At 62.8% G+C, this 23,545-nt stretch carries 22 protein-coding genes; 8 read left to right on the top strand and 14 right to left on the bottom strand.

Translation table 11 applies throughout. The annotated features are described in order from the left end of the window. Window positions 1–32 precede the first annotated feature (32 nt). Window positions 33–1,247 (top strand): murein transglycosylase A, encoded by a 1,215-nt coding sequence (gene mltA / locus ACELLULO517_RS02530; protein WP_227305580.1) that lies wholly within the window; start codon window positions 33–35, stop codon window positions 1,245–1,247. On the opposite strand, the gene ACELLULO517_RS02525 is transcribed toward mltA, so the two are convergent. The 3 genes from ACELLULO517_RS02525 to ACELLULO517_RS02515 all read right to left on the bottom strand — a co-directional run bounded on the left by ACELLULO517_RS02525 (window position 1,172) and on the right by ACELLULO517_RS02515 (window position 4,155). Then, window positions 1,172–2,479 (bottom strand): MFS transporter, encoded by a 1,308-nt coding sequence (locus ACELLULO517_RS02525; protein WP_227305578.1) that lies wholly within the window; start codon window positions 2,477–2,479, stop codon window positions 1,172–1,174. The genes mltA and ACELLULO517_RS02525 overlap by 76 nt on opposite strands. A gap of 300 nt (window positions 2,480–2,779) precedes the next feature. Next, a complete protein-coding gene (locus ACELLULO517_RS02520) occupies window positions 2,780–3,379 on the bottom strand; it encodes an NADPH-dependent F420 reductase (RefSeq protein ID WP_227305576.1) in 600 nt (199 codons plus the stop codon). A gap of 41 nt (window positions 3,380–3,420) precedes the next feature. Beyond that, window positions 3,421–4,155 carry an SDR family NAD(P)-dependent oxidoreductase gene (locus ACELLULO517_RS02515; RefSeq protein WP_227305574.1) on the bottom strand — a complete coding sequence of 245 codons (735 nt, stop codon included), beginning with the start codon at window positions 4,153–4,155 and terminating at the stop codon, window positions 3,421–3,423. Window positions 4,156–4,438: 283 nt separating this feature from the next. Between ACELLULO517_RS02515 and ACELLULO517_RS02510 the strand changes: the two genes are divergently transcribed. Beyond that, complete coding sequence (locus tag ACELLULO517_RS02510) at window positions 4,439–5,335, top strand: LysR family transcriptional regulator (RefSeq protein ID WP_227305572.1); 897 nt, start codon at window positions 4,439–4,441, stop codon at window positions 5,333–5,335. Between the two features lie 131 nt (window positions 5,336–5,466). Here ACELLULO517_RS02510 and ACELLULO517_RS02505 read toward each other — a convergent pair whose 3' ends face one another. The 3 genes from ACELLULO517_RS02505 to tyrS all read right to left on the bottom strand — a co-directional run bounded on the left by ACELLULO517_RS02505 (window position 5,467) and on the right by tyrS (window position 10,421). Then, window positions 5,467–8,682, bottom strand: a complete 3,216-nt coding sequence (locus tag ACELLULO517_RS02505) for an error-prone DNA polymerase (RefSeq protein ID WP_227305570.1) — start codon at window positions 8,680–8,682, stop codon at window positions 5,467–5,469. A gap of 138 nt (window positions 8,683–8,820) precedes the next feature. Continuing rightward, window positions 8,821–9,135 carry a hypothetical protein gene (locus tag ACELLULO517_RS02500; RefSeq protein WP_227305568.1) on the bottom strand — a complete coding sequence of 105 codons (315 nt, stop codon included), beginning with the start codon at window positions 9,133–9,135 and terminating at the stop codon, window positions 8,821–8,823. Further along, the gene (gene tyrS, locus ACELLULO517_RS02495; protein ID WP_227305567.1) at window positions 9,135–10,421 is read right to left on the bottom strand and encodes a tyrosine--tRNA ligase; all 1,287 of its coding nucleotides are present in this window, start codon (window positions 10,419–10,421) and stop codon (window positions 9,135–9,137) included. Before tyrS ends, ACELLULO517_RS02500 begins: the two co-directional genes overlap by 1 nt. 69 nt (window positions 10,422–10,490) lie before the next feature. On the opposite strand from tyrS, the gene ACELLULO517_RS02490 reads away from it, so the two are divergent. From ACELLULO517_RS02490 to ACELLULO517_RS02480, 3 genes are all read left to right on the top strand, one after another. Continuing rightward, window positions 10,491–11,546: an anhydro-N-acetylmuramic acid kinase gene (locus ACELLULO517_RS02490; RefSeq protein ID WP_227306052.1), complete on the top strand. Its 1,056-nt coding sequence runs from the start codon at window positions 10,491–10,493 to the stop codon at window positions 11,544–11,546. Window positions 11,547–11,743: 197 nt separating this feature from the next. Next, entirely contained in the window at window positions 11,744–12,115 is a 372-nt protein-coding gene (locus ACELLULO517_RS02485; protein WP_227305565.1) for a hypothetical protein, read from the top strand. Between the two features lie 126 nt (window positions 12,116–12,241). Beyond that, window positions 12,242–12,940: a pirin family protein gene (locus tag ACELLULO517_RS02480; RefSeq protein WP_227305563.1), complete on the top strand. Its 699-nt coding sequence runs from the start codon at window positions 12,242–12,244 to the stop codon at window positions 12,938–12,940. 282 nt (window positions 12,941–13,222) lie between these two features. Here ACELLULO517_RS02480 and xylA read toward each other — a convergent pair whose 3' ends face one another. The 3 genes from xylA to ACELLULO517_RS02465 all read right to left on the bottom strand — a co-directional run bounded on the left by xylA (window position 13,223) and on the right by ACELLULO517_RS02465 (window position 16,480). Beyond that, a complete protein-coding gene (gene xylA / locus ACELLULO517_RS02475) occupies window positions 13,223–14,545 on the bottom strand; it encodes a xylose isomerase (RefSeq protein ID WP_227305560.1) in 1,323 nt (440 codons plus the stop codon). After that, a complete protein-coding gene (locus tag ACELLULO517_RS02470) occupies window positions 14,542–15,453 on the bottom strand; it encodes a slipin family protein (protein ID WP_227305558.1) in 912 nt (303 codons plus the stop codon). Before ACELLULO517_RS02470 ends, xylA begins: the two co-directional genes overlap by 4 nt. 247 nt (window positions 15,454–15,700) lie before the next feature. Further along, a complete protein-coding gene (locus tag ACELLULO517_RS02465) occupies window positions 15,701–16,480 on the bottom strand; it encodes an SDR family NAD(P)-dependent oxidoreductase (protein ID WP_227305556.1) in 780 nt (259 codons plus the stop codon). 62 nt (window positions 16,481–16,542) lie between these two features. On the opposite strand from ACELLULO517_RS02465, the gene ACELLULO517_RS02460 reads away from it, so the two are divergent. From ACELLULO517_RS02460 to ACELLULO517_RS02450, 3 genes are read left to right on the top strand one after another with little or no spacing between them, the layout of a single operon-like run. Beyond that, window positions 16,543–17,445, top strand: a complete 903-nt coding sequence (locus ACELLULO517_RS02460) for a YicC/YloC family endoribonuclease (protein WP_227305554.1) — start codon at window positions 16,543–16,545, stop codon at window positions 17,443–17,445. Beyond that, window positions 17,442–18,095, top strand: coding sequence for a guanylate kinase (gmk, locus tag ACELLULO517_RS02455; RefSeq protein WP_227305552.1), 654 nt, complete (start codon window positions 17,442–17,444; stop codon window positions 18,093–18,095). Before ACELLULO517_RS02460 ends, gmk begins: the two co-directional genes overlap by 4 nt. Before the next feature lie 11 nt (window positions 18,096–18,106). Beyond that, window positions 18,107–18,541, top strand: a complete 435-nt coding sequence (locus tag ACELLULO517_RS02450) for a hypothetical protein (protein ID WP_227305550.1) — start codon at window positions 18,107–18,109, stop codon at window positions 18,539–18,541. A 178-nt stretch (window positions 18,542–18,719) separates the two neighbouring features. Here ACELLULO517_RS02450 and ACELLULO517_RS02445 read toward each other — a convergent pair whose 3' ends face one another. The 5 genes from ACELLULO517_RS02445 to ACELLULO517_RS02425 all read right to left on the bottom strand — a co-directional run bounded on the left by ACELLULO517_RS02445 (window position 18,720) and on the right by ACELLULO517_RS02425 (window position 23,539). Then, entirely contained in the window at window positions 18,720–19,256 is a 537-nt protein-coding gene (locus ACELLULO517_RS02445) for a hypothetical protein (RefSeq protein ID WP_227305548.1), read from the bottom strand. Next, window positions 19,253–19,849, bottom strand: coding sequence for a hypothetical protein (locus ACELLULO517_RS02440; protein WP_227305547.1), 597 nt, complete (start codon window positions 19,847–19,849; stop codon window positions 19,253–19,255). The genes ACELLULO517_RS02445 and ACELLULO517_RS02440 overlap by 4 nt, the downstream gene beginning before the upstream one ends. A 263-nt stretch (window positions 19,850–20,112) precedes the next feature. Next, window positions 20,113–20,940 carry a DNA-methyltransferase gene (locus ACELLULO517_RS02435; RefSeq protein ID WP_227305545.1) on the bottom strand — a complete coding sequence of 276 codons (828 nt, stop codon included), beginning with the start codon at window positions 20,938–20,940 and terminating at the stop codon, window positions 20,113–20,115. Between the two features lie 13 nt (window positions 20,941–20,953). Further along, entirely contained in the window at window positions 20,954–22,381 is a 1,428-nt protein-coding gene (locus tag ACELLULO517_RS02430) for a peptidoglycan -binding protein (RefSeq protein ID WP_227305544.1), read from the bottom strand. Window positions 22,382–22,384: 3 nt separating this feature from the next. Then, on the bottom strand, window positions 22,385–23,539 hold the full coding sequence (locus ACELLULO517_RS02425) for a flagellar motor protein MotA (RefSeq protein ID WP_227305542.1): 1,155 nt from the start codon (window positions 23,537–23,539) through the stop codon (window positions 22,385–22,387). Between the last annotated feature and the right edge of the window lie 6 nt (window positions 23,540–23,545).

Raw genomic sequence — 23,545 nt, 5'->3', positions numbered from 1 at the left:
TTCCTGTGCGGCGAATGGGTCGGATGCGGGCGATGCTCGCCGGTGTTTCGCTGGCGGCGCTCTCGGCTTGCGCCTTGCCAAGCGGTTCCACGACGGGGTCTGCGACGTTCCAGCCCGTATCGATGAGCCAATTGCCGGGGTGGCCAGCGGCCAAGCCATCCCAGGCACTTGCCGCCTTCGTCGCCAGCTGCCAGCGCATCCAGTATTTTCCACCCGATCAGGCGCTGGGCGGATCTGGCGTGGCGGCCAGCCTTGGCGGCAAGGCGGCTCTGTGGGGTGGTGTCTGTTCCGCCGCCAAAAGCGTGCCGCCGGCGGATGACGGGGGCGCGCGTAATTTCTTTCAGACCTATTTCCAGCCTTATCTGGTGACGCAAGGCGGCAGTTCGGCGGCCAAGATCACGGGCTATTATGAGCCGGAAGTGCAGGGCTCCGCCACGCGTGACGCCAATGACCAGACGCCGCTTCTGGGCCTGCCGCCTGATCTCGTCACCATCGACCTCGGCGCCTTCGATCCGGCGAAGGCTGCGGGCAAGACCGCCATCGGCCGCCTGGACGGCAATCACGTCGTTCCCTATTTCGACCGATTCCAGATCGAGAATGGCGCGCTGAATCCGGACGATCTGGCTATTGCCTGGGTCGCCGATCCGGTCGATGCCTTTTTCCTCCAGATCGAGGGATCAGGGCGGATCGACCTGCCGGACGGCAGCATCATGCGCGTAACCTATGCCGGCAAGAACGGCCGGCCCTATGTGCCGATCGGCCGTATCATGGTGCAGCAGAAGCTGCTGGCGCCGAATGACGTGACCGAGCAGAGCATCCGCGCCTGGCTGGAAGCGCATCCCGAACGGGCCCGCGCGATCATGGATGCCAATCCTTCCTACGTCTTCTTCCGCACCGCGCCGCAATTGCCGGACGGCGCCGGCCCGCCGGGCGCTCTGGGTGTCAGCCTGACCCCGGGCAGTTCCATCGCGGTCGACCGTCGTTATCTGCCGCTCGGCGCGCCGGTCTGGATGGTGACGACGGACCCCGTCACGCATGCGCCGCTGGAGCAGATGACGGTGGCACAGGATTTGGGCTCGGCCATTACCGGGCCATTGCGCGCGGACCTGTTCTTCGGCTCGGGCAGCAAAGCCTCTGTCGGCGCGGGCGCGATGAACGCGGCCGGGCAGCTTTATGTGCTGCTGCCGCGCCCGGTTTCATCGTCAGAGGGCGCGTCTTCGGATTCCGCGGCCGCGCCTTCGTCCTGAGATGACACCTCTTCGCTGACCGGCAGCGGTTCGTCGAGTTCGGGGACCTGCGTCGGTGCCGCGCGGGCGGGGATGAAGGCGCTTTCCGTCTCGACCCCGGCGCGGTTGCGGATGCGGAGCAGGGTGAAGCCCGACAGCAGCAGCAGAAACAGTGCGAGGAAGTAAAACAGCGCATTGGCGCCGGCATGGGTCATGACCACACCCGCCAGCAGCGGTCCCGCGCTGGCGCCGACCGCCCAGGCAAACAGCAGCCCGCCACTCGCCGCGACATAATCGGACCGGGCGACGCGATCATTCGTCTGACCGGCGCCAAGCCCGTAGAGCGGTGCGGTGACGCCGGCCAGGACCGCGCCGAGCACGACCAGAACCCAGAAGGCCGAACCGCCGAGCAGCGCGAAGAGCAGGCTGGTCAGAACGGCGAGGCCGAGGGCCGCCACCGTGATCGGGCGCCGGCCGAAGCGGTCCGCCGCCATGCCGACTGGATATTGCACCAGCAGAGCCGCAATCAGCGAGGCCGAGAGAAAGGTCGGGATCTGGCTGGCGGAAATGCCGTGCCGCTCCAGATAGATCGGCGCAAGCGTATAGAAGGACCCGTTGACGAAACCCGAGGCGATCACGCAGGTCGTGCCCATGGGCGAGATATTGAACAGCCGCATCAGCCCGATGCGCTTGCGTTCACCCAGCGGCGGATTGGAAACCGGGGTCAGCGCCATGGGCAGCAGGGCGGTTGCGAAGCCAACGCCGACCAGGATCAGCGACCGGTCGGCGGTCTTGAGGCAGGCATAGGCAAGCGGTCCCAGCGCCGCCCCACCCCAGGAGATGAGCAGATAGGCGCCGAAGGTGCGCCCACGGGTCGCATTGTCCGTCTTGTCGTTCAGCCAGCTTTCCGCGACCAGGAACATGCCCGACAGTTGCCAGCCCATGATGAGGCGAAGCGCCGTCCAGACCAGCGGATTATGCGTCAGCGTCATCAGCAGCGCGCAATCGGCGGAGAGCGCCAGGAAGACCGCGAAGGCGCGAATATGCCCGACCGCGCGCACCAGTCGCGCGCAGGTCAGCGTGCCGATGAGGAAGCCGACGAAATAGCCTGATCCGACCAACCCGATGGCATTGGCCTTCAGCCCATGCGACGCGAGATCGATCGGGATGAGCGTCGTCATCATCCCAAGCGCGACTTCCGCGATCAGAACGCCGAGCAGGACGGGCACGATGGAAGCAAAGCGGGCGGGCAAAAGCGGCTCCTGCGGCGGCGGGCGAATAAGGCACCAAACGCCGTGATCATGTCGGGCTTGCGGCAGAAATTTCCGTGACACTCGATTTTGGAGCAAAGGCCCTATGCGTGAGGCCCGGGGACACCTTCCCGTCGTTGTCATTGAGCGTATGGATGGCCGAGTATCTCTCGGGCCAAATCAGACGGTCTTAGAGCAGATCCCGGTCAGATGGACTCATCTGGCCGGGTGAAGATGCTCGCAAAAACAATAATCTAGAGCGGTATCTGTGAGCCTAAGCGAACAGGAAACGCTCTGGATCGATTACGGCTCCTTCTTGAATACATCCTGGAAGATGAGCTGGCCCCAAACACCGCCGCGTGCTTGCACCAGCGCTCCGCCCTCGTTGAGCTTTCCCAGCTTGACGGGTGCGAACCCGAGTTGTTTGGCCAAGGCCGCCACGGGAGCGGTCGCGTCCTCGTCGTCGCTCGACAGAAAGACGACCCGGTGGCCGCCCTCGACGACCGGGTCGCTAGCCAGCTTGGCGGCAATCAGGTGATTGAAGGCTTTCACGACCTTCGCGCCGGTGAATGCCTTCGCGACGAAGGCGGAGGACGGGAGGCCATCCAGCTCCTCAGGGGAAACTAACGTGTTCATGGTGTCGATGATCGTCTTGCCTCCCCAGTTCGGAAGGGCCGACGCCACCGCGTGATGCTCCTCGAACGGCACGGCCAGGATGATCGTGTCGGCCGCGAGCGCATCTTGCAGTGACGTGGCGACGACCCTGGGTCCAATCGCCCGGGCCTGCGACGCCAAAGCCTCGGGCAGCCGGCGGCCGGCCACGGTCACATCGATGTTTTTACGGGCGAAAGCTTGGGCGAGGGCTTGGCCTATCTTGCCGAACCCTACAATTGCGTAGCTCATGGTGCGTCTCCGATCTGTGTTGACGTTGATTCCACGATCGTTCAGATGGCCGAGAAGCCGCCGTCGACGGACAGCTCCACCCCATTCACGAAGCTTGAATCGTCTGAGGCGAGAAACAGCGCGGCTGCCGCAATTTCCTCTGGAAGCCCCATCTTCCCGCGCGGGATCAGGGATTCGAACATCTGCTTCGCCTCCGCGGTGAGAACTTGGTCCTGCATCGCTGTGGCGATCGGCCCTGGGTGCAGCACATTCACCCGGATGTTCCGGCCCTTCAGTTCGTTGAGCCAACCGCGTGCGAAGGCGTGCAACGTCGCCTTGCTCGCCGCATACACGCTGTAACCCGGAAAGCCTTTGATGGACGCCACTGACCCGGTCATGAAAATCGACCCGCCATCGTTGAACAGCGGCAACGCCTTCTGGACCGCGAACAGCGTGCCGCGCGCATTCAGGTTGAAGGTCGTATCGAAATGCTGCTCGGTAATCTCGCCCAATGGGACGGCTTCGCCCGTGCCGGCGCTTGCGTACAGCACGTCGATCCTGCCCTTCTCCCGCTTGACCGTGTCGAACAGACGGTCGAGGTCGTCGAGATTGGCCGCGTCGCCGCGCACGCCGGTCACGTTCCGGCCGATCAGCTTGACGGCCTCCTCGAGCGCCGCCTGCTTCCGACCCGTGATGAAAACATAAGCGCCTTCTTCGACGAACCGCTTGGCGCTCGCCAGCGCCATGCCGCTCGATCCGCCCGTGATGACGGCAACCTTGCTGTCCAGCTTTCCCATGACTTTTCCTTTCAAACTTGGTCCTTCGGGGAAGCCCCCGAGACCCTCGACATAGGTCTGCCGGCATCAGGCGTTGAGTGCAGAAGCGCGCACATCGGTGGTGCGAAATCGATCCGGTTGAACAGCCGGCGCCAGCCATGACGAGGTTGTCCGCCATTCGAAATATGGCCGTGCCTGTCGGCATCGACTATGATCCTGGCCTGTGCTGCCCTTAGCCGAGAGGACGGTCGATGGCGTTGAACAAGGGCTTTAAAAGGCGCATCGCGCGGTGCCGGATTGCACCATGATCGACTGGGATGACGTTCGCTACTTTCTTGCCGTCGCGCGCGGAGGCTCGGTGCGGGCTGCCGCCGAGCGCGTCGGGGTGAATCACGCGACCGTGCTGCGACGTATCGCTCATCTGGAGGAGCGCCTCGGGGCGCAGATGTTCGAAAAGCGACCCTCGGGCTACCGCCTGACGGAAGCAGGCGAGGAGGTTCTCGAACTCGCGGGCCAGATGGAAGCGTCGTCGCTGCAGTTGGAGACGCGCGTCTTCGGTCGCGACCAGAGCGTGCGCGGGCTTCTGCGGGTCACGCTGGCGCCGCCCCTCGCGACACATCTGCTCATGCCGGACTTCGCCGATTTCGTGCGTCTGCATCCGGATATCGAGATGGACATCCTGTCGTCCGGTGAGTTGGCAAATCTGACCAACCGGGAGGCCGATGTTGCGATCCGCGTCGTTTACGACCGCAAAACCCTGCCGCTCAATCTTCACGGCCTGAAGGGACCGGAGCTGTTCGGCGCCGTCTATATGTCTCGCGAGCGACTGGCCGCCTGGCGTGCGGGCGCGTCCGACCCCATCCGGTGGATCGTCGTCAGCATGTATGGCGTCCCGAATTGGGCGCATGAGGGTGAGGTTCGTACCACGGCGGTTCCGTTCAGGAGCACGGATATCGAGGCACAGATCGTCGCGGTTCAGCAAGGGATCGGGATGACGACACTACCGTGTTTCGTCGGAGATGCCGACCCCTTGCTGGTCAGAGTGCCGGGCACTGGCCTGCACATGTATGGAACGCTCTGGCTTCTCACGCAGGGGGAGACACGCAAGACGAAGCGCGTGCGGCTGTTCACGGAGTTCCTGTCCCGCAGGCTCGCCGCTTACGCTCCACTTCTGGCGGGGCTGCCCCTGTCGCGCGACTGACGCACGGCAGGCTGATGCGTTCGGGACAAAAAATGATCCGATATGGGTCAACAAAGGAATGGTGGCTTTTCTATCTTTTCCGCCAAGGTCTGACATTCTGCCATTCGAATCAGTGTCGGTTGCCTTGTCTGTCAGCGAAAATCCCGCGTCGGCACGCGCAAGGCAGAACGCGCGCGGCTGGTCACGGTGCGGTGGTCCGGTGCGCCGCCATGTTTTGCTTCGTCGCCGCGCGCGGTTTGCAGTGGGAAATGCTCGTCCTTCAGGCTCAAATGATCGAGGAGAGGGGAGAGATTTTCAACCCGATCGGCAATCAGGTGAATGACTTCGCCTTCTTTCTGGACGCGGCCATGAACGGCCAGCATCCGCGCGCCGAGAATGGTCGGGCGATTGGCCTCGAATATGCTCGGCCAGACGACGACATTGGCGAAACCCGTCTCATCCTCGATGGTCACGAAAATCACGCCCTTGGCCGAGCCCGGGCGCTGACGCACGAGGATGAGCCCGGACAGTGTCGCGCGACGGCCATCACGCAGATGCCGCAGATCGGCGCAGGGGCGGATACCGCGCTGGGCGAGGTGGGGGCGCAGGAAGGACAAGGGATGCGCGCGCAGCGACAGGCCGGTACTGCGATAATCCTCCACCACCTCGCGCGGTTCGGTCATCGGCGTCAGCTTGACCTCGGGCTCCGCCGCACCCGCGGCGCGCGCCGTGAACAGCGGCAGGGCGCTGTCGGCCAGACCACGGATGAGCCAGAGCGCGCGCCTGCGATCCAGCCCGAATTCGTGGAAGGCATCGGCGCCGGCCAGATATTCCAGGACTGTCCGGGGGAGCGCGGTGCGGTCGGCCAGATCCTCGACCGAGGTGAAAGGGGCCGCTTCCCGGACAGTGACGAGATGGGCCGCATCGACATTGCTCAATCCCTTGGCCATGCGCAGCCCAAGCCGCAGCGCGTGGCGGCGTTCAGCCGTCTGTTCCAGCGTGCAGTCCCAGCGCGAATGAACGGCAGAGACCGGGCGGATCTCCACACCATGCACCCTTGCATCCTCCACGATCTGCGCAGGTGCGTAGAATCCCATGGGCTGGCTATTGAGCAGGGCCGCCGCAAAGACATTCGGGTGATGACACTTCATCCAGGCGCTGGCATAGGCGATGAGCGCGAAACTCGCCGCATGGCTTTCAGGAAAACCGTAGGAGCCGAAACCTTCTATCTGCCGGATGGTATTTTCGGCAAACTCCCGCTTATAGTCTCGTTCCAGCATGCCCTGGATCAGCTTGTCGCGGAATTTGGAAACCCCGCCTGTCATCTTGAAGGTCGCCATGGAGCGACGCAGCTGATCGGCCTCGGTTGGCGTGAAGCCAGCGCAATGGATGGCGATCTGCATCGCCTGTTCCTGAAACAGCGGCACGCCGAGCGTCTTTTTGAGAACGCGTTCCAATGCGGCGGTAGGATAGGTGACGTCCTGCGGGTTCTGTCGTCGTTTCAGATAGGGATGCACCATGTCGCCCTGGATCGGACCAGGTCGCACGATCGCGACTTGAATGACGAGATCGTAGAAAGTCTGCGGCCGCAGGCGCGGCAGCATGGACATCTGCGCCCGGCTTTCGATCTGAAAAGTGCCGAGCGTATCGGCCTTGGAAATCATCGCATAGGTTGCGCGGTCTTCTTTTGGGATCGAAGCAAGCGTCAGCGTTTCGTCGTAATGCTCATCGAGAAGTTCGAAGGCACGGCGCATGCAGCCGAGCATGCCGAGGCCCAGAACATCGACCTTCATAAAACGCAGCGCGTTGATATCATCCTTGTCCCATTCGATGACCTGACGATCCTTCATCGCGGCGGGCGTGATCGGCACAAGATCGGCCAGATTGTCCTCCGTCAGCACAAAACCACCGGGATGCGTGCCCAGCTGGCGCGGGAAGCCGATCAATATTTTTGATAGATCAAGCGTCAGGCGGATGCGGTCGTCCTGCGCGTTGATATTGATGCCGGCGGCTTCCTCATCCGTGATGCCGTCTTCAGACCAGCCCCAGGTCTGCCCGGCGAGTGCGGCCGTGACATCCTCCGTCAGGCCCAGTGCCTTGCCGACGTCCCGCACCGCGCCGCGCGTGCGATAGCGCATGACGGTCGCACACAGCGCCGCGCGATGTCGCCCGTAATGGTCATAGACCCATTGAATGACCTCCTCCCGCCGCTCATGCTCGAAATCGACATCGATATCGGGCGGCTCGCGCCGTGCGGCTGACAGAAAACGCTCGAAGAGGAGATTGCTGTCGATAGGATCAATCTCGGTAATGCCCAGCACATAGCAGATGACGGAATTGGCGGCCGAGCCGCGCCCCTGGCAGAGAATCTCTTCGCCGCGTGCGTAGCGGACAATCGTATGTACCGTCAGAAAGTAAGGTGCGTAGTCAAATTCCTCGATAAGCGCGAGTTCGTGTTTGATCTGCTTGATGATGGCTGCCGAAGCGCCCTGCGGATAGCGAAAGGGGATGCCTTCCGTCCAGACAAGTCGGGACAAGGTGTCCTGCGCGCTCTCGCCCTGGATGGTCGTTTCGGTTGGGTATTGATATTCGATGGCGGTGAGGTCGAATTTTGCCGTTTCCGCCAGCGCCTCGGTATTGCGGATCGCCTCGGGATAGGCCCGCATCAGCCGCGCCATTTCCTGCGGTGTGCGCAGATGACGGTCGGCATAGCGCTCCCGCAGAAAACCGACATCGTCGATCTGCCGATGGGTGCGGATGGCTGTCACCACATCCTGCAACACCCGTCGTTCGGGTGCGTGATACAGCACATCTCCGGTTGCGATGAGGGGAAGGCGGGCCGCACGACCGGCCGTCGCCAGAGCATGCAGCCGCACGGCTTCCCCCGGCAGGCGCCGGGGTGAGAGGCTGAGATAGGCGTCCCGGCCGAAGGTCTTCCGCAGCCAGACAAGATGATCCGCGAGGTCAGCGCTATCCGCCTCCACCAGCGAAATCGCGATCAGGCCTGCGGAGGCAGCCGCCAGATCGGCCTGATGCAGGTGGCAGGTGCCGGCGCGCTCGGTCGCCTTGAACCCATGCGCCTTGCCCGTCGTCAGCAGCTGGCAGAGATGCGACCAGCCGGCGCGGTTTTTCGGGTAGACGAGAAGGGAGGGCGCGTCGGTGAAATCCAACCGGCAGCCGGGGATAAGCGTGAGCCCGGCGTCCCGGGCTGCCAGATAGGCCCGGACCATGCCGGCGACGGTATTGCGGTCCGTCAGCCCGATGGACGTGTAACCCAGCGCCTTGGCCGTCGTGACCAGTTCATCCACGCCGCTCGCGCCACGGAGGAAGGAATAGTGCGAGGTAACCTGAAGCTCCACATAAGGCATGGAGCGAGGTTACAGTATGTTCTTATTTTGTTCTAGTTTCGCGTTGTCCCTCTACGCGTTGCGGGTCTAACCCTCGCGGCGCCTGAACGTGTAGTTCCCCGTGACAAGCGCGGGGATAAGGCCTGGCGGCGGAGGCGCCTATTTCAGCTTCGCAAAGGTTTGCGAATCCTTGTTCGCCTGCATGAGCATCGAAAAGCTTGGGATCGTCTCAAAACCCAAGCCGCGCGGCGGGCCGTCTTCCTCGTCAGGCTCGATCGCGGCATAGGCCGCACCGGCGATCTTCTCCCACTTATTTCCCGCAGGCTTCTTCACTTCCAGATTGGCGACCGTCGCCTTCAGGACGATGCGGACGATCGCCTCCTTATGCAGGCGGGGCTTGGTCAGGCTGAGATTGCCGGCGATCATCTGCCAGCCATTGCTCAAAGCCCAGGCAGTGATTTCTTCCTGCGTCATTAGGAGCGAAATCCTTTTCTTTTATTCGTTTCCACTTGGGGGATTTCCGTGCGGATGAGTTTGTGCTGCTTCTTGCCTGCCGACAGTTTCAGCGCGCCGTCACGCAGATCGTCGGCCGTCACAAGCTGCCCTTCCTCGGAGAAAGGAAGATCGTTCAGGCGGGCGCCACCGCCACGGATCAGCCGGCGGGCCTCGCCATTGGTTGCCGCCATGCCGGCCTGAACCAGAAGCGCGAAGGCCGGAATGCCGGCCCCAAGCTCAGCGGCCGGCACAGTGACGGTCGGCAGGGTATCGACGGCCGCACCCTCCTCGAAAGCCAGTCGCGCGGTCTCGGCTGCGGCCTCGGCCGCCGCCCGGCCATGGCAGAGCGCCGTCGCCTCAGTCGCCAGGATCTTTTTCGCCTCATTGATTTCGGCGCCGCCGAGCGCTTCCAGTCGAGAAATTTCGTCCAGCGGCAGGGCGGTGAACAGCCTCAGGAAGCGGCCGACATCGGCGTCCTCGGTATTCCGCCAGAACTGCCAATAGTCGAAGGGCGAGGTGCGCTCGGCCGTCAGCCAGACGGCACCCTTGGCGGTCTTGCCCATCTTGGCGCCGGAGGCGGTGGTGATCAGCGGCGCGGTGAGGCCATAGACGGTCTTCGCATCCGTGCGGCGCACCAGATCGACGCCCGAGACGATATTGCCCCATTGGTCGGACCCGCCCATCTGCAGGTTCACGCCATGGCGGCGGTTGAGCTCGCGGAAATCGTAGCTTTGCAGGATGGAGTAGTTGAATTCCAGGAAGGTCAGCCCCTGTTCGCGGTCCAGGCGGGACTTAACGCTGTCGAAGGCGAGCATGCGGCTGATGCTGAAATGCGGCCCGATTTCGCGCAGCAATTCGATATAGCCGAGCTTGTCCAGCCAATCGGCGTTATTCGCCATGATGGCATCGGTCTCGCCTTCCCCGAAGGTCAGGAAAGGTTCGATATTGCGGCGGATGCCGGCGATATTCTCGGCAATCGTCTCATCCGTCATCAACTGCCGCGCTTCCTCGCGGAAGGACGGATCGCCGATCTTGGCGGTGCCGCCGCCCAGCAGCGCGACCGCCTTGTGGCCGTGCTTCTGCAGCAGGCGCAGCAGCATGATCTGCACCATATGCCCGACATGCAGGCTATTGCCGGTCGGGTCGAAGCCGATATAGCCCGCGACGGAATTGGTCAGCAGCGCCTCGTCCAGCGCTGCCTCGTCCGTGCATTGAAAGACAAAGCCGCGTGCCTTGGCTTCCGTCAGGAATCCGCTTTTCGTCATCGAGCCTATCCGTGCGTAACTTAGAAGATTGGGGCCTTGGGCTAGCACGGGACAGGAGCGGGCGGAATGCTGCGTGTGATTGGTCTGATGAGCGGTACCTCTCTGGACGGTGTCGACGCCGCCTGGCTGGAGACGGACGGCGAGCAGGTGGGGGCCTTCGGTCCGGCGCTGACCATCCCCTATGAACCCGCCTTGCGGGCGGTGATCCGCGAGCTTCTGGACCTTGCACCGACCTTGGTCGCCGATGACCCGCAGCTTCTGGCGGTCAGCCGGCGGTTGACGGAGGTGCATGCGGACGCCGTCCGCGCGCTGGATGCGCCCTATGATCTGATCGGCTTTCACGGCCAGACGATTCTGCATGAACCGCAGCGCAGGCGTACCTGGCAGATCGGTGACGCGGCCTGGCTGGCGAAAACCCTCGGCAGGCCCGTTGCCTATGACTTCCGCTCGGCCGACGTTGCGGCAGGCGGGGAGGGGGCGCCGCTGGTGCCGCTATTTCATAGCGGTCTTGCGGCGGCATTGCCGAAGCCGCTCGCCATTCTGAATATCGGGGGCGTCGCCAATGTCACCTATCTCGGTGCGGATGGGTCGATCGCGGCTTGCGATACCGGTCCCGGCAATGCGCTGCTGGATGATTGGGTGCAGCAGCATACCGGACAGGCCTTCGATGCCGACGGCAGATTGGCAGCAGAGGGCAAACCGGATGCGGATATGCTCAGGCATTGGCTGAGCCATTCCTATTTCGAAAGGGAGCTGCCCAAATCCCTTGACCGTCTGTCCTTCCATGCATTGCTGGATAACATTCGCGGCATGTCTGCCTCTGACGGGGCCGCGACCCTCGCGGCTTTCACGGCCGCAGCGGTCGCGGCCACACGGCTGCCGCAAAGGCCGCAGCATTGGCTGATCACCGGTGGCGGTCGGCGTAATCCGGCGATCATGGCGGCCTTGGCGCGAACCTTGGCCGTCCCGGTAAATCCTGTTGAATCAGTCGGTTGGGACGGTGATTTTCTGGAGGCGCAATGTTTCGCCTATCTTGCCATGCGCGTGAAACGCGGCCTGCCGCTCAGCCTGCCGATGACGACCGGCGTGCCTCTACCTATGCAAGGCGGACAGATCCAGCCATGATTTAATGTCATATCACGTAGAGGTGAGCGTCTTTAAGGGGTAATTCAAACATTTTCAGCATGAATAACATGCTGGCGCCGTCAGTTCTGCCAGACTGAGCGTAGTCGTATCTCCATCACAACAGAACGCGATGACTGAAACCCATCGCCGCTGCCGACCGTAACTGGATTAACGGCAAACATATTTTGGAGATTAAGATGAAAACGATCCTGATGGCTGCAGTGGCTGCTGTGACGCTGGGTCTGACCGGCGCGGCGATGGCCGACAATGTTTCCGCGAAACAGCCTTCGGGCACGACCAATCAGGTTGTGATGCCGAACCAGCAGGCTGGCTACCTTGCCCGTAACGAGCAGGTGTCCCCGCAGCAGCGCCCGGCTTATCTCGCCCGCAACAGCGAGGTTCTGCCGAGCCAGCGCCCGGCCTATCTCGCCCGCAATAGCGAGGTTCTCCCGAGCCAGCGCCCGGCTTACCTCGCTCGCAACGAGCAGGTTTCCCCGCAGCAGCGCCCGGCCTATCTCGCGCGTAACAGCGAAGTTCTTCCGAGCCAGCGCCCCGCCTATCTCGCCTAAATCTTCGGAGGAATTCAGAACTCTCTTCACGAGACAGTGAATTCGCAAAGGCCGGTCGCAAGACCGGCCTTTTTGTTTTGAGATCAGACGAACTCCGGTGGCATGCTGGTCCATGGGAGAAACGCCATGATCGACATGAGGCCTTACAAGACCTTGGGCGGCGGGCATCACGGTTGGCTTAAGACCCGTCATCATTTTTCGTTTGCTGATTATCAGGAGGAGGAGCGCGACTGCTGGGGCGCGCTCAGCGTCTGGAATGATAATGAGATCGCGCCGGGCGCGGGCTTTCCGGCTCATCCCCACGCCAATATCGATATCATAACCTTTGTACGCCAAGGCGCCATCATCCACGACGACAGCCTGGGTAACAGTGCGCGGATGGAAGCGGGCTCGGTGCAGGTATTGAGCGCTGGCAGCGGGATTCGTCATTCCGAATACAATGCGGACGGCGTGCCGGCGCATCTCTTCCAGATTTGGATCAAGCCTGAGCAAAGCGGTGGCCAGCCGGAATGGACCGGCCGACGCTTTCCGAAATCTGACCGGGCCGGGGAGTTTGTGATTCTCGCCAGCGGATTTCAGCAGGATCAGGAGGCGGCACCGCTGCGCAGCGGTGCGCGCGTCTTGGGCCTCACGCTCACATCCGGCCAGAGGATCGAATACCGTCCAGACCGGAACCGGCATCTTTATCTTGTGCCGGCCAGCGGCAAAGTTTTGATCAATGGCATTTATGCGGCCGAGCGCGACGGCATCGCCGTCGCTGACGAAGACAGTCTCGTTTTCGAAGCATTGGACGATTGCGAGATCGTGATGGTCGACGCGCCGTAACTTTGGTTTGCTGAAACGGGTCGATCCCCGCGACAAGCGCGGGGACGACAGTCAAGCAATCCTTATCCGCGGGCTGACCCGCGGACCGACCCGAAATCTTCAGCGAAACGCGTCAGCGCTTAGAGTTTGTCTGATTTTAACTGAAGCTTGTCCCTAATATCGTCATGCCCGGCCCCAGAGCCGGGCATCCATTCGTTGGGGCGCCCAAGGACTGGATGACCGGGTCAAGCCCGGCCATGACGGGGCAAGGGGTCGTTTCCACCCAAACCTGACGGACTCTAATCAAAGATAGCGATTGACGAGATTTTCCAGGTATTCCTGACGGCCGGAGCGCGGGCTCGGGTTGATGCCCTTTTCGTCCACCAGTTTCGCCACATCCTCCAGGCTGCGCTCGCCCTTCAGAATCGCCTGGTTTTCCGGCGCCTGCCAGCCGCTGTAGCGGTCGGCCACGAATTGCGGCAGCACGCCGTCCTCGATCATATCGGCCGCCATCAGCAGGGCGCGGGCGCAGACATCCATGCCGCCGACATGACCGATCAACAGATCATCGGGCTCGATCGACTGGCGGCGAATCTTCGCGTCGAAATTGCAGCCGCCGGTCTTGAAGCCGCCGCCTTGCAGCAGGTGATATAAGCCCAGCGCCATGCCCGTCGGGTCATTCGGGAACTGATCCGTGTCCCAGCCGGACTGGCGATCGCCGCGATTGACGTCCAGCGAACCCATGATGCCGAGGGCCACGGCCGTCGCGATCTCATGCTCATAGGTATGGCCCGCGAGGGTCGCGTGATTGTCTTCGATATTGACCTGGACTTCGTTTTCCAGACCGAAGCGCTTCAGGAAGCCGTAGACGGTTGCGACATCATAGTCATACTGATGCTTGGTCGGCTCCTGCGGCTTCGGCTCCACCAGGATCGCGCCTTTGAAACCGATTTTATGCTTGTAGTCGACGACCATGGAGACGAAGCGGCCGAGCTGTTCCGTCTCCTGACCCAGATCGGTATTGAGCAGCGTCTCATAACCCTCACGGCCGCCCCACAGCACGTAATTGGCGCCGTCCAGGCGCTTGGTCACGTCCATGGCGTGCTTTACCTGACCGGCGGCATAGATGAAGACATCGGGGTCCGGGTTGGTGGCGGCGCCCGCCATGAAGCGGCGGTTGGAGAAAAGATTGGCGGTGCCCCACAGCACCTTCACCTTCTCAGTCGCCATCTTCTCGGCAAAAATATCGGCGATCACGTCAAGATTGCGATTGCTCTCGGCGAGCGTCGCGCCCTCAGGCGCCACATCGCGGTCATGGAAGCAGAAGAAGGGCGCATCCAGCAGGCGGAACAGCTCGAAGCCGACCTCGGCTTTATGCTTGGCCAGCGCCATCTCGTCCGACCCATGCATCCAGGGACGCAGGAAGGTTTCGCCACCGAACGGGTCCCCACCCGGCCAGGCGAGGGAATGCCAATAGGCGATCGCGAAGCGCAGCTGCTCTTCCATCGTCTTGCCAAGCACGATGCGGTTCTTGTCGTACCAGCGGAAGGCGAGCGGGTTGCGGCTGTCCTGTCCTTCAAAGCGGATGGGCTCGGCCTGGGTGAAAAAACGCGCGGTTTCAGTCATGAACGATCCTCTTCTTGCGCGGCCCGTTCAGGGCCTTGTCTGGGATTGTTCATACCATTTCCGCCCTTCTGGGCAACTGCCGCGGCGATGCTGCCGAGGCTATTGGCAAGATCGCTTGGGATGATGATGGTCGTGCCGCGATCCTTGTTCATCTCATAGACCAGATTCATCTGGCGCAGCTGCAAGGCCACCGGATCGGCGGCATAGATGCGGGCGGCTTGGCGCACCTTCTCGGCAATGGCGATCTCGGCCGAAGCCAGGGTCTCCCGCGCCTGTTTCTCCCGCTCCGCCTGGGCCTGGCGGCTCATCGCATCCTGCAGCGAGGACGGAATGGCGATGTCCTTGATCTCGACCGAGGTCACTTCCACGCCCCAGACGCTGGTCTTGGTACTGATGCTGTGACGCAATTCTTCATCGGCTGTCTTGCGATCGGACAGAAGCTGGGTGAGGTCGTGATTGCCGATCGTCTCGCGCAGGCTGGTCTGGGACACGCGCTCCACCGCCAGCCGGTAATGCTCGATCTCGGTCGCGGCGCGCATGGGGTCGACCACGCGCCAGAAGACGATGGCGTCCATGGCGATGGAGACCGTGTCCCGCGTCAGCGCTTCCTCGGCGCGGATTTCGGTGGTGCGGATACGCAGATCGACCACGGTCGCGATGGTTTCCAGGAAGGGGACCAGGGTGAACAGCCCAGGGCCGCCAAGGCCGCGGTAGCGCCCGAGCCGGAGAATGATGGCGCGATTCCACTGGTCCGTCATTTTCAGCCAGGACGGGATGGTGACAGCGCCGAGGACAAGGATGACGGCGATGGCGATGCCGAAGGCAGCGGCGCCACTGGCTTTGACGATCAGCCCGGCGGCCACCAGCAGCAGGACAGAAAAGACATAGGCGATGGGCGGGGCGTTCATTCTCTGGATTCCTTCCGCGACCGAGGATCAGAGATAGAACCTTTCGCCCGCAGCGTTGCGTGACAAGGCCGTGTTGCTGGTATCGCTGGTTCGCAGCGGAGGTTTTGCTGGCGGCATCGGGTAGGCCCGCGGAACGAGTCCGCGGATGACGGTAATTTAGCGAGCTTTTTCTATTTTTGTCGTCCCAGACTTTTTGTTCATTGTTCATCCCGGGGATCTACCCGTCTGGGCGAAGGATGCGCTGAGGTCAGGCTAACAGCGCCTTTTTGGCCGGCAGGCGCCGTGCGGCTGCTTCCCGCCAGGAGACCGGTAGTAGAGCCACCAGCCGCGCCGCCGTCCCGACCCAGAGCGGAAAGATGACGCGCGTCCGCTTCGCGCGGATGCCGCGCAGCATCAGACCTGCCGCGCGCTCGGCACTCATGATCCCTGGCATCGGGAAGTCGTTGGTCGCCGTCATGGGGGAGGTGATGAACCCCGGGCAAAGGCTGGTCAGCGCGATCCTTTGGGCACGGGCGGAGGGTGCGGCGCCCACCACCCAATAATCGGCCGCCGCCTTGGACGCGCAATAGGCCGGTGCGCTGGGTCCGGGCAGGAAGGCCGCGACGGAGGCGACCACCGCGATCTGTCCGCGCAACCCGCTCTCACCCACCGGCTGAGCCGCCATCACGGCCATCGCCGGCAGCACGGTATTGAGCATGCCGTCCAGATTGGTCGCGAAAATCGCCCGCGTCTGCGCCTCGCTTTCCATCGTTTCCGACGTGCCGCCGGAAATGCCTGCATTGGCGATGACGAGGTCGAGCGGCCCGGCACCGCCGATCCAGTCCTGCATCGCAGCGGCATCGGTGACCGATAGCGCGTGGGGAAGGGCCTGGCCGCCGCGCGATTGGCATTCCCGCACCGTCTCCTCCAGGCGCGCCGCATCCCGGCCGCCGAGAAAGAGGGTGACGCCGGGGGCGGCGAGCGCCAGCGCCAGAGCGCGGCCGACACCCGAAGAGGCACCGGTAATAAGAACCCGCCGAAACACCATTGCCGCACCTTTGACGAAAGCTTGGATTTGCCAAAGCACGATTTCGCAATAGAAGCACGTGGATGGATGAAAAGCAGACCCTGGCCTCAATGACCGGATTCGGTGCGGCGGCCAGCACGGTGAGCACGGGCGTCGCGTGGTCCTGGGATATTCGGAGCGTCAATAGCAAGGGGCTGGAGCTGCGCTTTCGTATGCCCTCCGGCTGGGAAGCGGTGGAAGCGGAACTGCGGCCGGTGCTGACCAAGCGCCTGCGTCGCGGCAGCATCAATGCCAATCTGTCGCTGAAGGCCGAGGAGCAGGGGGCCGCCGCGCCCGATCCCGAGGCCTTGGAGCGTGTGCTGAAACTGGCGCAGGAGATTGCGGGCCGCATCCCTGGCAGCCCGCCGCTCCGTGCGGAACTGCTGTTGGGCCTGCCCGGCGTGTTGCGTGCCTCGCAGTCTGGCGGCCTGCCCGCGCTGACGCCTGAACTCAAAGCCGCCGTGGTGGCGGGCTTTATGGAGGCGCTGACGCAGCTGGAACGCGGGCGGTTTGAGGAAGGGGCGCGGCTTCATACAGTGCTGACCGGCTTCCTGGACGACATCGCCCGCCTGCGCACGGAGTCTGAGATTGCGGCCGAGGACCAGCCCCGGCTGCAGCGCGCGCGCATGCTGGAGAATGTCCGCGCTTTGCTTGCCGAGGGTATGAGCCTGCCGGAGGATCGCGTCGCGCAGGAAGTCGCCCTTCTCGCCAGCCGTTCCGACGTGCGGGAGGAGCTGGACCGGCTCGCCAGCCATATCGACGCCGCCCGGACGCTTTTGGCCGAGGGTGTGCTGGTCGGCCGGAAGCTCGATTTTCTGATGCAGGAGTTCAATCGCGAAGCGAATACGCTATGCAGCAAGTCGGCCTCCGTGCCCTTGACCGCGATTGGCCTCTCCCTCAAGGCCGTCATCGAACAGCTGCGCGAACAGGTTCAGAACGTCGAATGACTGAGACATCCTCTGCCGAACCGCTCATCCGCCGCCGCGGTCTCTGCTTCGTCATCGCCGCGCCCTCGGGCACCGGCAAAAGCAGCCTGACCCGCGCGCTGCTGGCGGAGGAGCCTGACCTCGCACTCTCGGTCAGCGTGACGACGCGCGGCCCCCGGCCGGGTGAGGTCGAGGGCAAGCACTATTATTTCCGCGCGCAGGAAGAGTTCGAGCAGCTGCGCGAGAGCGGCGGCTTGCTGGAATGGGCACATGTCTTCGGTCGTGAAACCCTCTACGGTACGCCGCGCGACCCTGTGGAAGCGGCCCTCGCCGCTGGACGCGACATGGTTTTCACCATCGACTGGCAGGGCTTTCGCCAGATGCGTGAGGCGATCGGGCCGGATGTCGTCGGCATCTTCCTGCTGCCGCCGTCGCTCACGGAGCTGGAGCAGCGCCTGCGTTTGCGCGGCGAGGATAGCGAGGCCGAGATCGCCCGCCGCATGGCCTCGACCCATGGCGAGATGGAGCATGCGGGCGAGTTTAACTACATCGTCATCAACCAGGATTTTGCCAAGGCTTTGGCCGATCTGCGCGCCATATTGCGCGCGGAGCAGCGGGCGACCGCCCGGCAGGTCGGCCTGGCCGATTTTACCCGTATGAGCGTCGCGTGAAGGCGGTTTCCATGAAGAGCTTTTTGGCACTCGGCGCGGCGGCGCTTCTGGTCGTGTCCTGCGCGCCGCCCGGCCGTGGCCTTCTGGCGGCCAAACCACCGAAGCCGAATGCGGCGACCATTGCGGTCACCCAGGATCAAACCGGCCTTGTGCCGCTGGTGACGATCCCGGCCGGCACCTCGGCCGCCGATTACCTCTCGGTGCTGACCGGCGCGGTGCAGGATGCCGAATCGCGGAAGCCGGATGTCGCTTTCGACGTCGTCTCCACCGTGCCGCAGACCGGCACGCCGCTGACGCAGATCACCGATGCGAAAGCCCTGACGCCGCAGGCAGCCGAGGTGGCGAGCGCTGTGCAAGGGGCGGGCGTGCCGGCGTCCCGCGTGACTTTGGGCGCCTTGGTCGCCGCCGGCGCGCCGGGCGAGCAGATCCGGGTTTACGTGCGCTAAGCTTTTTCGTCATTCGCGGCCTTGTGCCGCGAACCTACCCGGTCCGGCGCCCGGATCGGATGGCGCGGCAAGTCCTAAAGCGTTTCCAGTTCGCTTACGCTCACAGGTGCCGCTCTAGGTTATTGTTTTTGCGAGCATCTTCACCCGGCCAGATGATTCCATCCGGCCGGGATCTGCTCTAATCGCCAATACGCGTCATATAGGCCATGCCCCATGCAAATGGGACGAAGCTGACAGCACCCGTCTTGGAGTTGAGGGCGAAATACAGAAATGGGCAGCCTTGGGGCACCGGTGTTCCGTTGCTGGCGCAATGGGAAAGGCCGATCGAAACATAGTCAAAAACCTTGGCGGAATCGGGAAAGTCATGATCTTTTTTCATGGATCCCGGTTCTGAGATGACCGACGTCAGGGTGCCGGTCGTTTCATCGGCCGATATCGGCTTGCCGGAAATCGCGTTCCAAATCGACACCTGACCGGGTTCTATCTTGATCTCGCGCCCGATCATCTCCCGGCTATCGTCGACCTGCAAAAACATCGGGCTTGATCCTGCAACGGCATATATCTTCCATGTGCCGAGCAATTGCGTCGGGATCGAGACGCTTTGGCTCTTCTCTGGCTGGGTCAGACTTGCCGAGGCATTGGGGGCGGCTTGCGCAACGGTAGCGCAGATCAGACCGGTGCAGGCGATCACAGCCATGATGACGAGGCGCATCATTTTCTGACCCAAACCAACATGATGCCGATAAGCTTTCCCGCCAAAGTCGCGGCTTCGGTCTGGGTCGCGAATGTGTGTTCGTAGCCGCCACTTCCCTCAACATTGACGACACCGATGTCGCCTCCGCCTTTTACGCCGGCGGAAACCTTGTTGCCTGGGCCGATATTCGTGCTCGTTTCAGTCGCGCGTATGGCCGAAATCTGAAACACGATATGATTGTCCGACGGTCTGCTATATCGGGCAGATTGTATCAGTTGGCCCGGAAAGTGGTTGCCCGCATTCTTGCTGGTCGGGTCACCCCAATAGCCGCTCGGGCCGAAATAGGTGCCTACCAATGTCACCAAGCCGCCCCGCGGATCACCCATCACGCGGCGATAGACAATGACACCGGCTTCGTTAACCGATTGAAGCGTCCCGAACGGGGTTTTTTTGTAGTCGTAAATGATGTCGCCGTCGAAATCCGACATGCCGAGATTCCAGCGATATTGAGAAAGAACCCCCCAATACACTGAGTCCTGGATTTGAATCTGCAAATTGAAAGGTCGCAGATGGCTGAGAATCTGCCGATTTTTTGTCAAAGCCGAATCGCTCAAAGCCGCCTCCCGTCGTCTTGTCACTCGTCGTCCTTGTGACCTCAGTACGACGCATTGCGGCACGCATCCAGATGCGGGGGCGGGAGTCTCCCGCTAAGTTGAACCGACCGTGTGAGAATTCTTCCGTCAGGCCAATATCAAGAGAATTTTGACACAAAACCTTCAATGAAAATTCACTGATTCGTGCCAAGAGATTGTCAATTGATGCGTCTTTATTGGTCGATTACATGGCGGCAGGCGGGTGCTGAACGGAACCGGTCGTCTCAGACTTCTGACGAAGCGCCCGCTATTTGTCTCAACCGTTCCGCCGCGCGGGCGGCGTAGTCAGGGTCGATCTCAAACCCGATCCCGCGCACGCCAAGCTGTTCGGCAGCCACAAGCGTTGTGCCGGCACCGAGAAACGGGTCGAGCACAACAGGGTCTTCGATCCCCGCGAGCTTGATGCAGCGCATGGGCAGTTCCACCGGAAAACCCGCCGGGTGGTCGAATTTCTGGGCGCGGGACTTCACGGTCTTATAGGGCAGATACCACACATTGCCGGCGCAACGCCGGTCCCGGGCATGACCCCAGCGCGCGATATTGGACTTGTCCTTGAACGGCACGCCGACCGCCAGCCGGTCGACAGTCACATGCCCCGATTTCGTGAAATGATAGATTGATTCGTGATTGTTGTTGAGGAAGCGGCTGCTGGTGATGGGCTTGAAATGCCCGATCGTGTCGTCACCGACACTGAGCGACTTCACCCAGATGATGTGGTTCTGAAGGACCAGTTCGCGCGTCATGGTGTCGGCCACATCGCTCGCAATCCAAGGGTCGTTGCCGGTGCTGCCGACGTTGAGAAAGAATGAGCCTTCCGGCTTGAGCACGCGTTCGATGGCGAGCCCGACCTCCGTCAGCCAGTCCAGATAAGTCTCGCGCGGCAGTTTGTCCTGATAGCTGCGATAGGCGATGCCGATGTTATAGGGTGGCGAAGTGACGCAGATATCCACGCTCTCGGGCGGCAGATCGGCCAGCGCGGTCAGGCAGTCGGCCTGCAGGATACGCTGCCGGCCAATGGTCCATTCCTGGCGCTTTTGCGGTTGATCGAGCATGGAAACCAAAAATTCAGCGGTCGGTTAGCCGAAATTCGATACGGCGGTTTTTCGCGAGCGCGGCGGGGGTGTTGCCCGGGTCGATCGGCTGAGTGTCGCCGAAGGCGGCGGCCGCCAGATGGTTCGCCGGCACGCCGTCCAGAATGAGCAGCTGCACCACGGCGATCGCGCGCGAGGCCGAGAGCTGCCAATTGTCCTTGAAGGGGCCGCCGGTGATGGGCACGCTGTCGGCATGCCCGTCCACCCGCAGCACCCAGGAAATATTGGCCGGGATCTCCGTCATGATGCTTTTGATGGCCTGACCGATCTTGTCGATCTGCGTCTGGCCCTCAGGCGTCAGGTCCGCGCTGTTCGACGGAAACAGCACGTCGCTCTGGAACACGAAGCGATCGCCGACGATCTTGATATTGGGCTGGTTCTGCAAAACCTGCCGCAATTCCCCGAAGAAATCGCTGCGATAGCGCTGCAGCTCCTGCACCTTGGCGGCGAGCGCGAGGTTGAGTTTGCGACCAAGGTCGGCGATCTGCGCGTCCTTGTCCCGGCCTTGGCTTTCCTGCAGTTGCAGGGCTGTGGAAATCGCCTGCAGCTGCGCCCGCAGCGCGGCCATCTGCTGGTTCAACAGGGCGAGCTGCGCATTGGCCGCGTCCGTCTCCTGCTTCTGCTTCGTCAGGGCGGTATCGCCGGCCGAGACCTGATCGGTCTGTTTCGTGATCTGCGCCTGATCCTGCGCCAGTTGGGCGGTGGCCGTCGCCAGGCTGGCTTCCGCCGCTTTGGCGCGCGTCTCCATATCCGCGAGCTGCAACTGCAGCGCCGTCACCTTCTGATCGGAAGCGTCACTCGCTGTCTTGGCGGTAGCGAGCAATGCCGTCGCCTGGGCCAATTGGGACTGGTCCTGCTGTAACTGTTCCTGCGCCTCGGCCAGCTTCGCCTGCAGCGTGGAGAGCTGCGTCTGCGCGTCCGACGCGGCCGAGGTCTGCTGCGTCAGCTGGCCCTGCATGTCATTCAGGCGCGAACTCGCCGATTGGGACTGCACGGAGCTATCGGCGAGCTGGGCGGAGAGCTTGTCCCGCTGGGCGGTGAGGGTTGCCACCTGGGCGCTGTCCTGGGTTAGCTGCGCCTGGGCCGCTGCCAGCTGCTTGGACAGCCTGTCGCGGGCCGTGGTGACGTCGCCAAGATCATGCGCGAGGCTCGCGACGTTATTCTGCAGATCGGCCGCGCGCCCTTTTTCGAGGGAGAGCATATCCGTCAGCTGCGCGATTTGCTGGTTCAGCCGCTCCAGCGCGCGGTCCTTGCTGGTCAGCGTGACCGACAGCAGCCCCTGCGCCAGCACAAAAACCAGCAGCACGAAGATCGTGACCATGAGGAGCGTCGACAGCGCATCCACATAGCCCGGCCAGGCGTCGAGCCCGTTATGTTGCCGCCGCCGGTGATAGCCCGGCATGGCTCAGCGTGCCCCGTCGCCGAGGGCGGCGACCGTTCGCGCCAGCACGCGCAATTCGTTGCGCAGCTCCGAGGTCGATTGGGCGCGGCCCTGTTCGGATTCGGCAATCAAACGCTGCAGCGCGTGTTCGATATTGCGGAGATGGGCATGGGCGATTTCGTCCGAGGCGCGGTTGTCGCGCGTATCGGCCAGCCGCTGCAGCGCCGGGGCCAGGGCCTGCTGGCTTTCCGCGATGCGCAGCATCAGCTGTTGATTGGCCCGCATCGTATCGGTGAAGGTATTGAGCCGGTCGGCGAGCGTGCCCAAGACCTGGGAGGATTGCGCACGCCCTTCCTCGCCACGGGTCAGAACGGTCTGCAGACCTTCCATATTCTCGGCGGTCTGTTCCAGCAGCGCCTGGACATAGGCTGGCACATTGCCGCCTTCGCCCTCACCGCCGAGCACGCCGGAGGACAGGCGCGTGAAGCCCGCCAGCCAGTCTTCCAGCTCGTTATAGAAGCGGTTCTGCGCCTGGCCCGCCTGCAAGTCCAGGAAGCCCAGCACCAAGGCACCGGCGAGGCCGAACATGGAGGAGGAGAAGGCGGTCGACATGCCGGCCAGCGGCCCGGCGAGGCCCGATTTCAACTGGTCGAAGACAGCGTTGATATCGCCGCCCCCCACGCTCATGCCCTGGATGACATCGGCCACCGCGCTGACGGTGCGGAGAAGCCCCCAGAACGTGCCGAGCAGGCCGAGGAAGATCATCAGCGCCGTGGCGTAACGCGAGATTTCGCGACTTTCGTCCAATCGGCTGCCGATACCGTCCAGCAGGCTGCGCATGGCCTGGGTCGAAATCGAGACGCGGCCCTCGCGCCCGGCTGCGTCCGCGCGGGCGGCCAGCATGCGGGCCATGGGGGCGAGCAGTTTCGGCGGGGTGATGCCCATCAGCTTCTGGCGGCTGCGCTGATAGGCGCCGACCCAGGTGACTTCCGGGCCAAGGCGCTGCACCTGCCGCAAATTCCAGATGATCCCCAGCAGCATCACGAAGAAAATGAAGCTGTTCAGCGCCGGATTGCTGGCGAAGAAGATCCTAATCTTTGGGATGAGGAAAATCGCGACCGCGCTGACGGCAGCCAGGAAGATCAGCATACGGATAAGGTAAGAGGTCGGCCGTGTCATGGAGGC

The sequence above is a fragment of the Acidisoma cellulosilyticum genome, assembly GCF_020621385.1.
In the GTDB taxonomy this organism is placed as follows: Bacteria; Pseudomonadota; Alphaproteobacteria; order Acetobacterales; family Acetobacteraceae; genus Acidisoma; species Acidisoma cellulosilyticum.
Note: the sequence above shows the minus strand (reverse complement) of the source record. Positions and strands in the feature narration are given on the sequence as shown.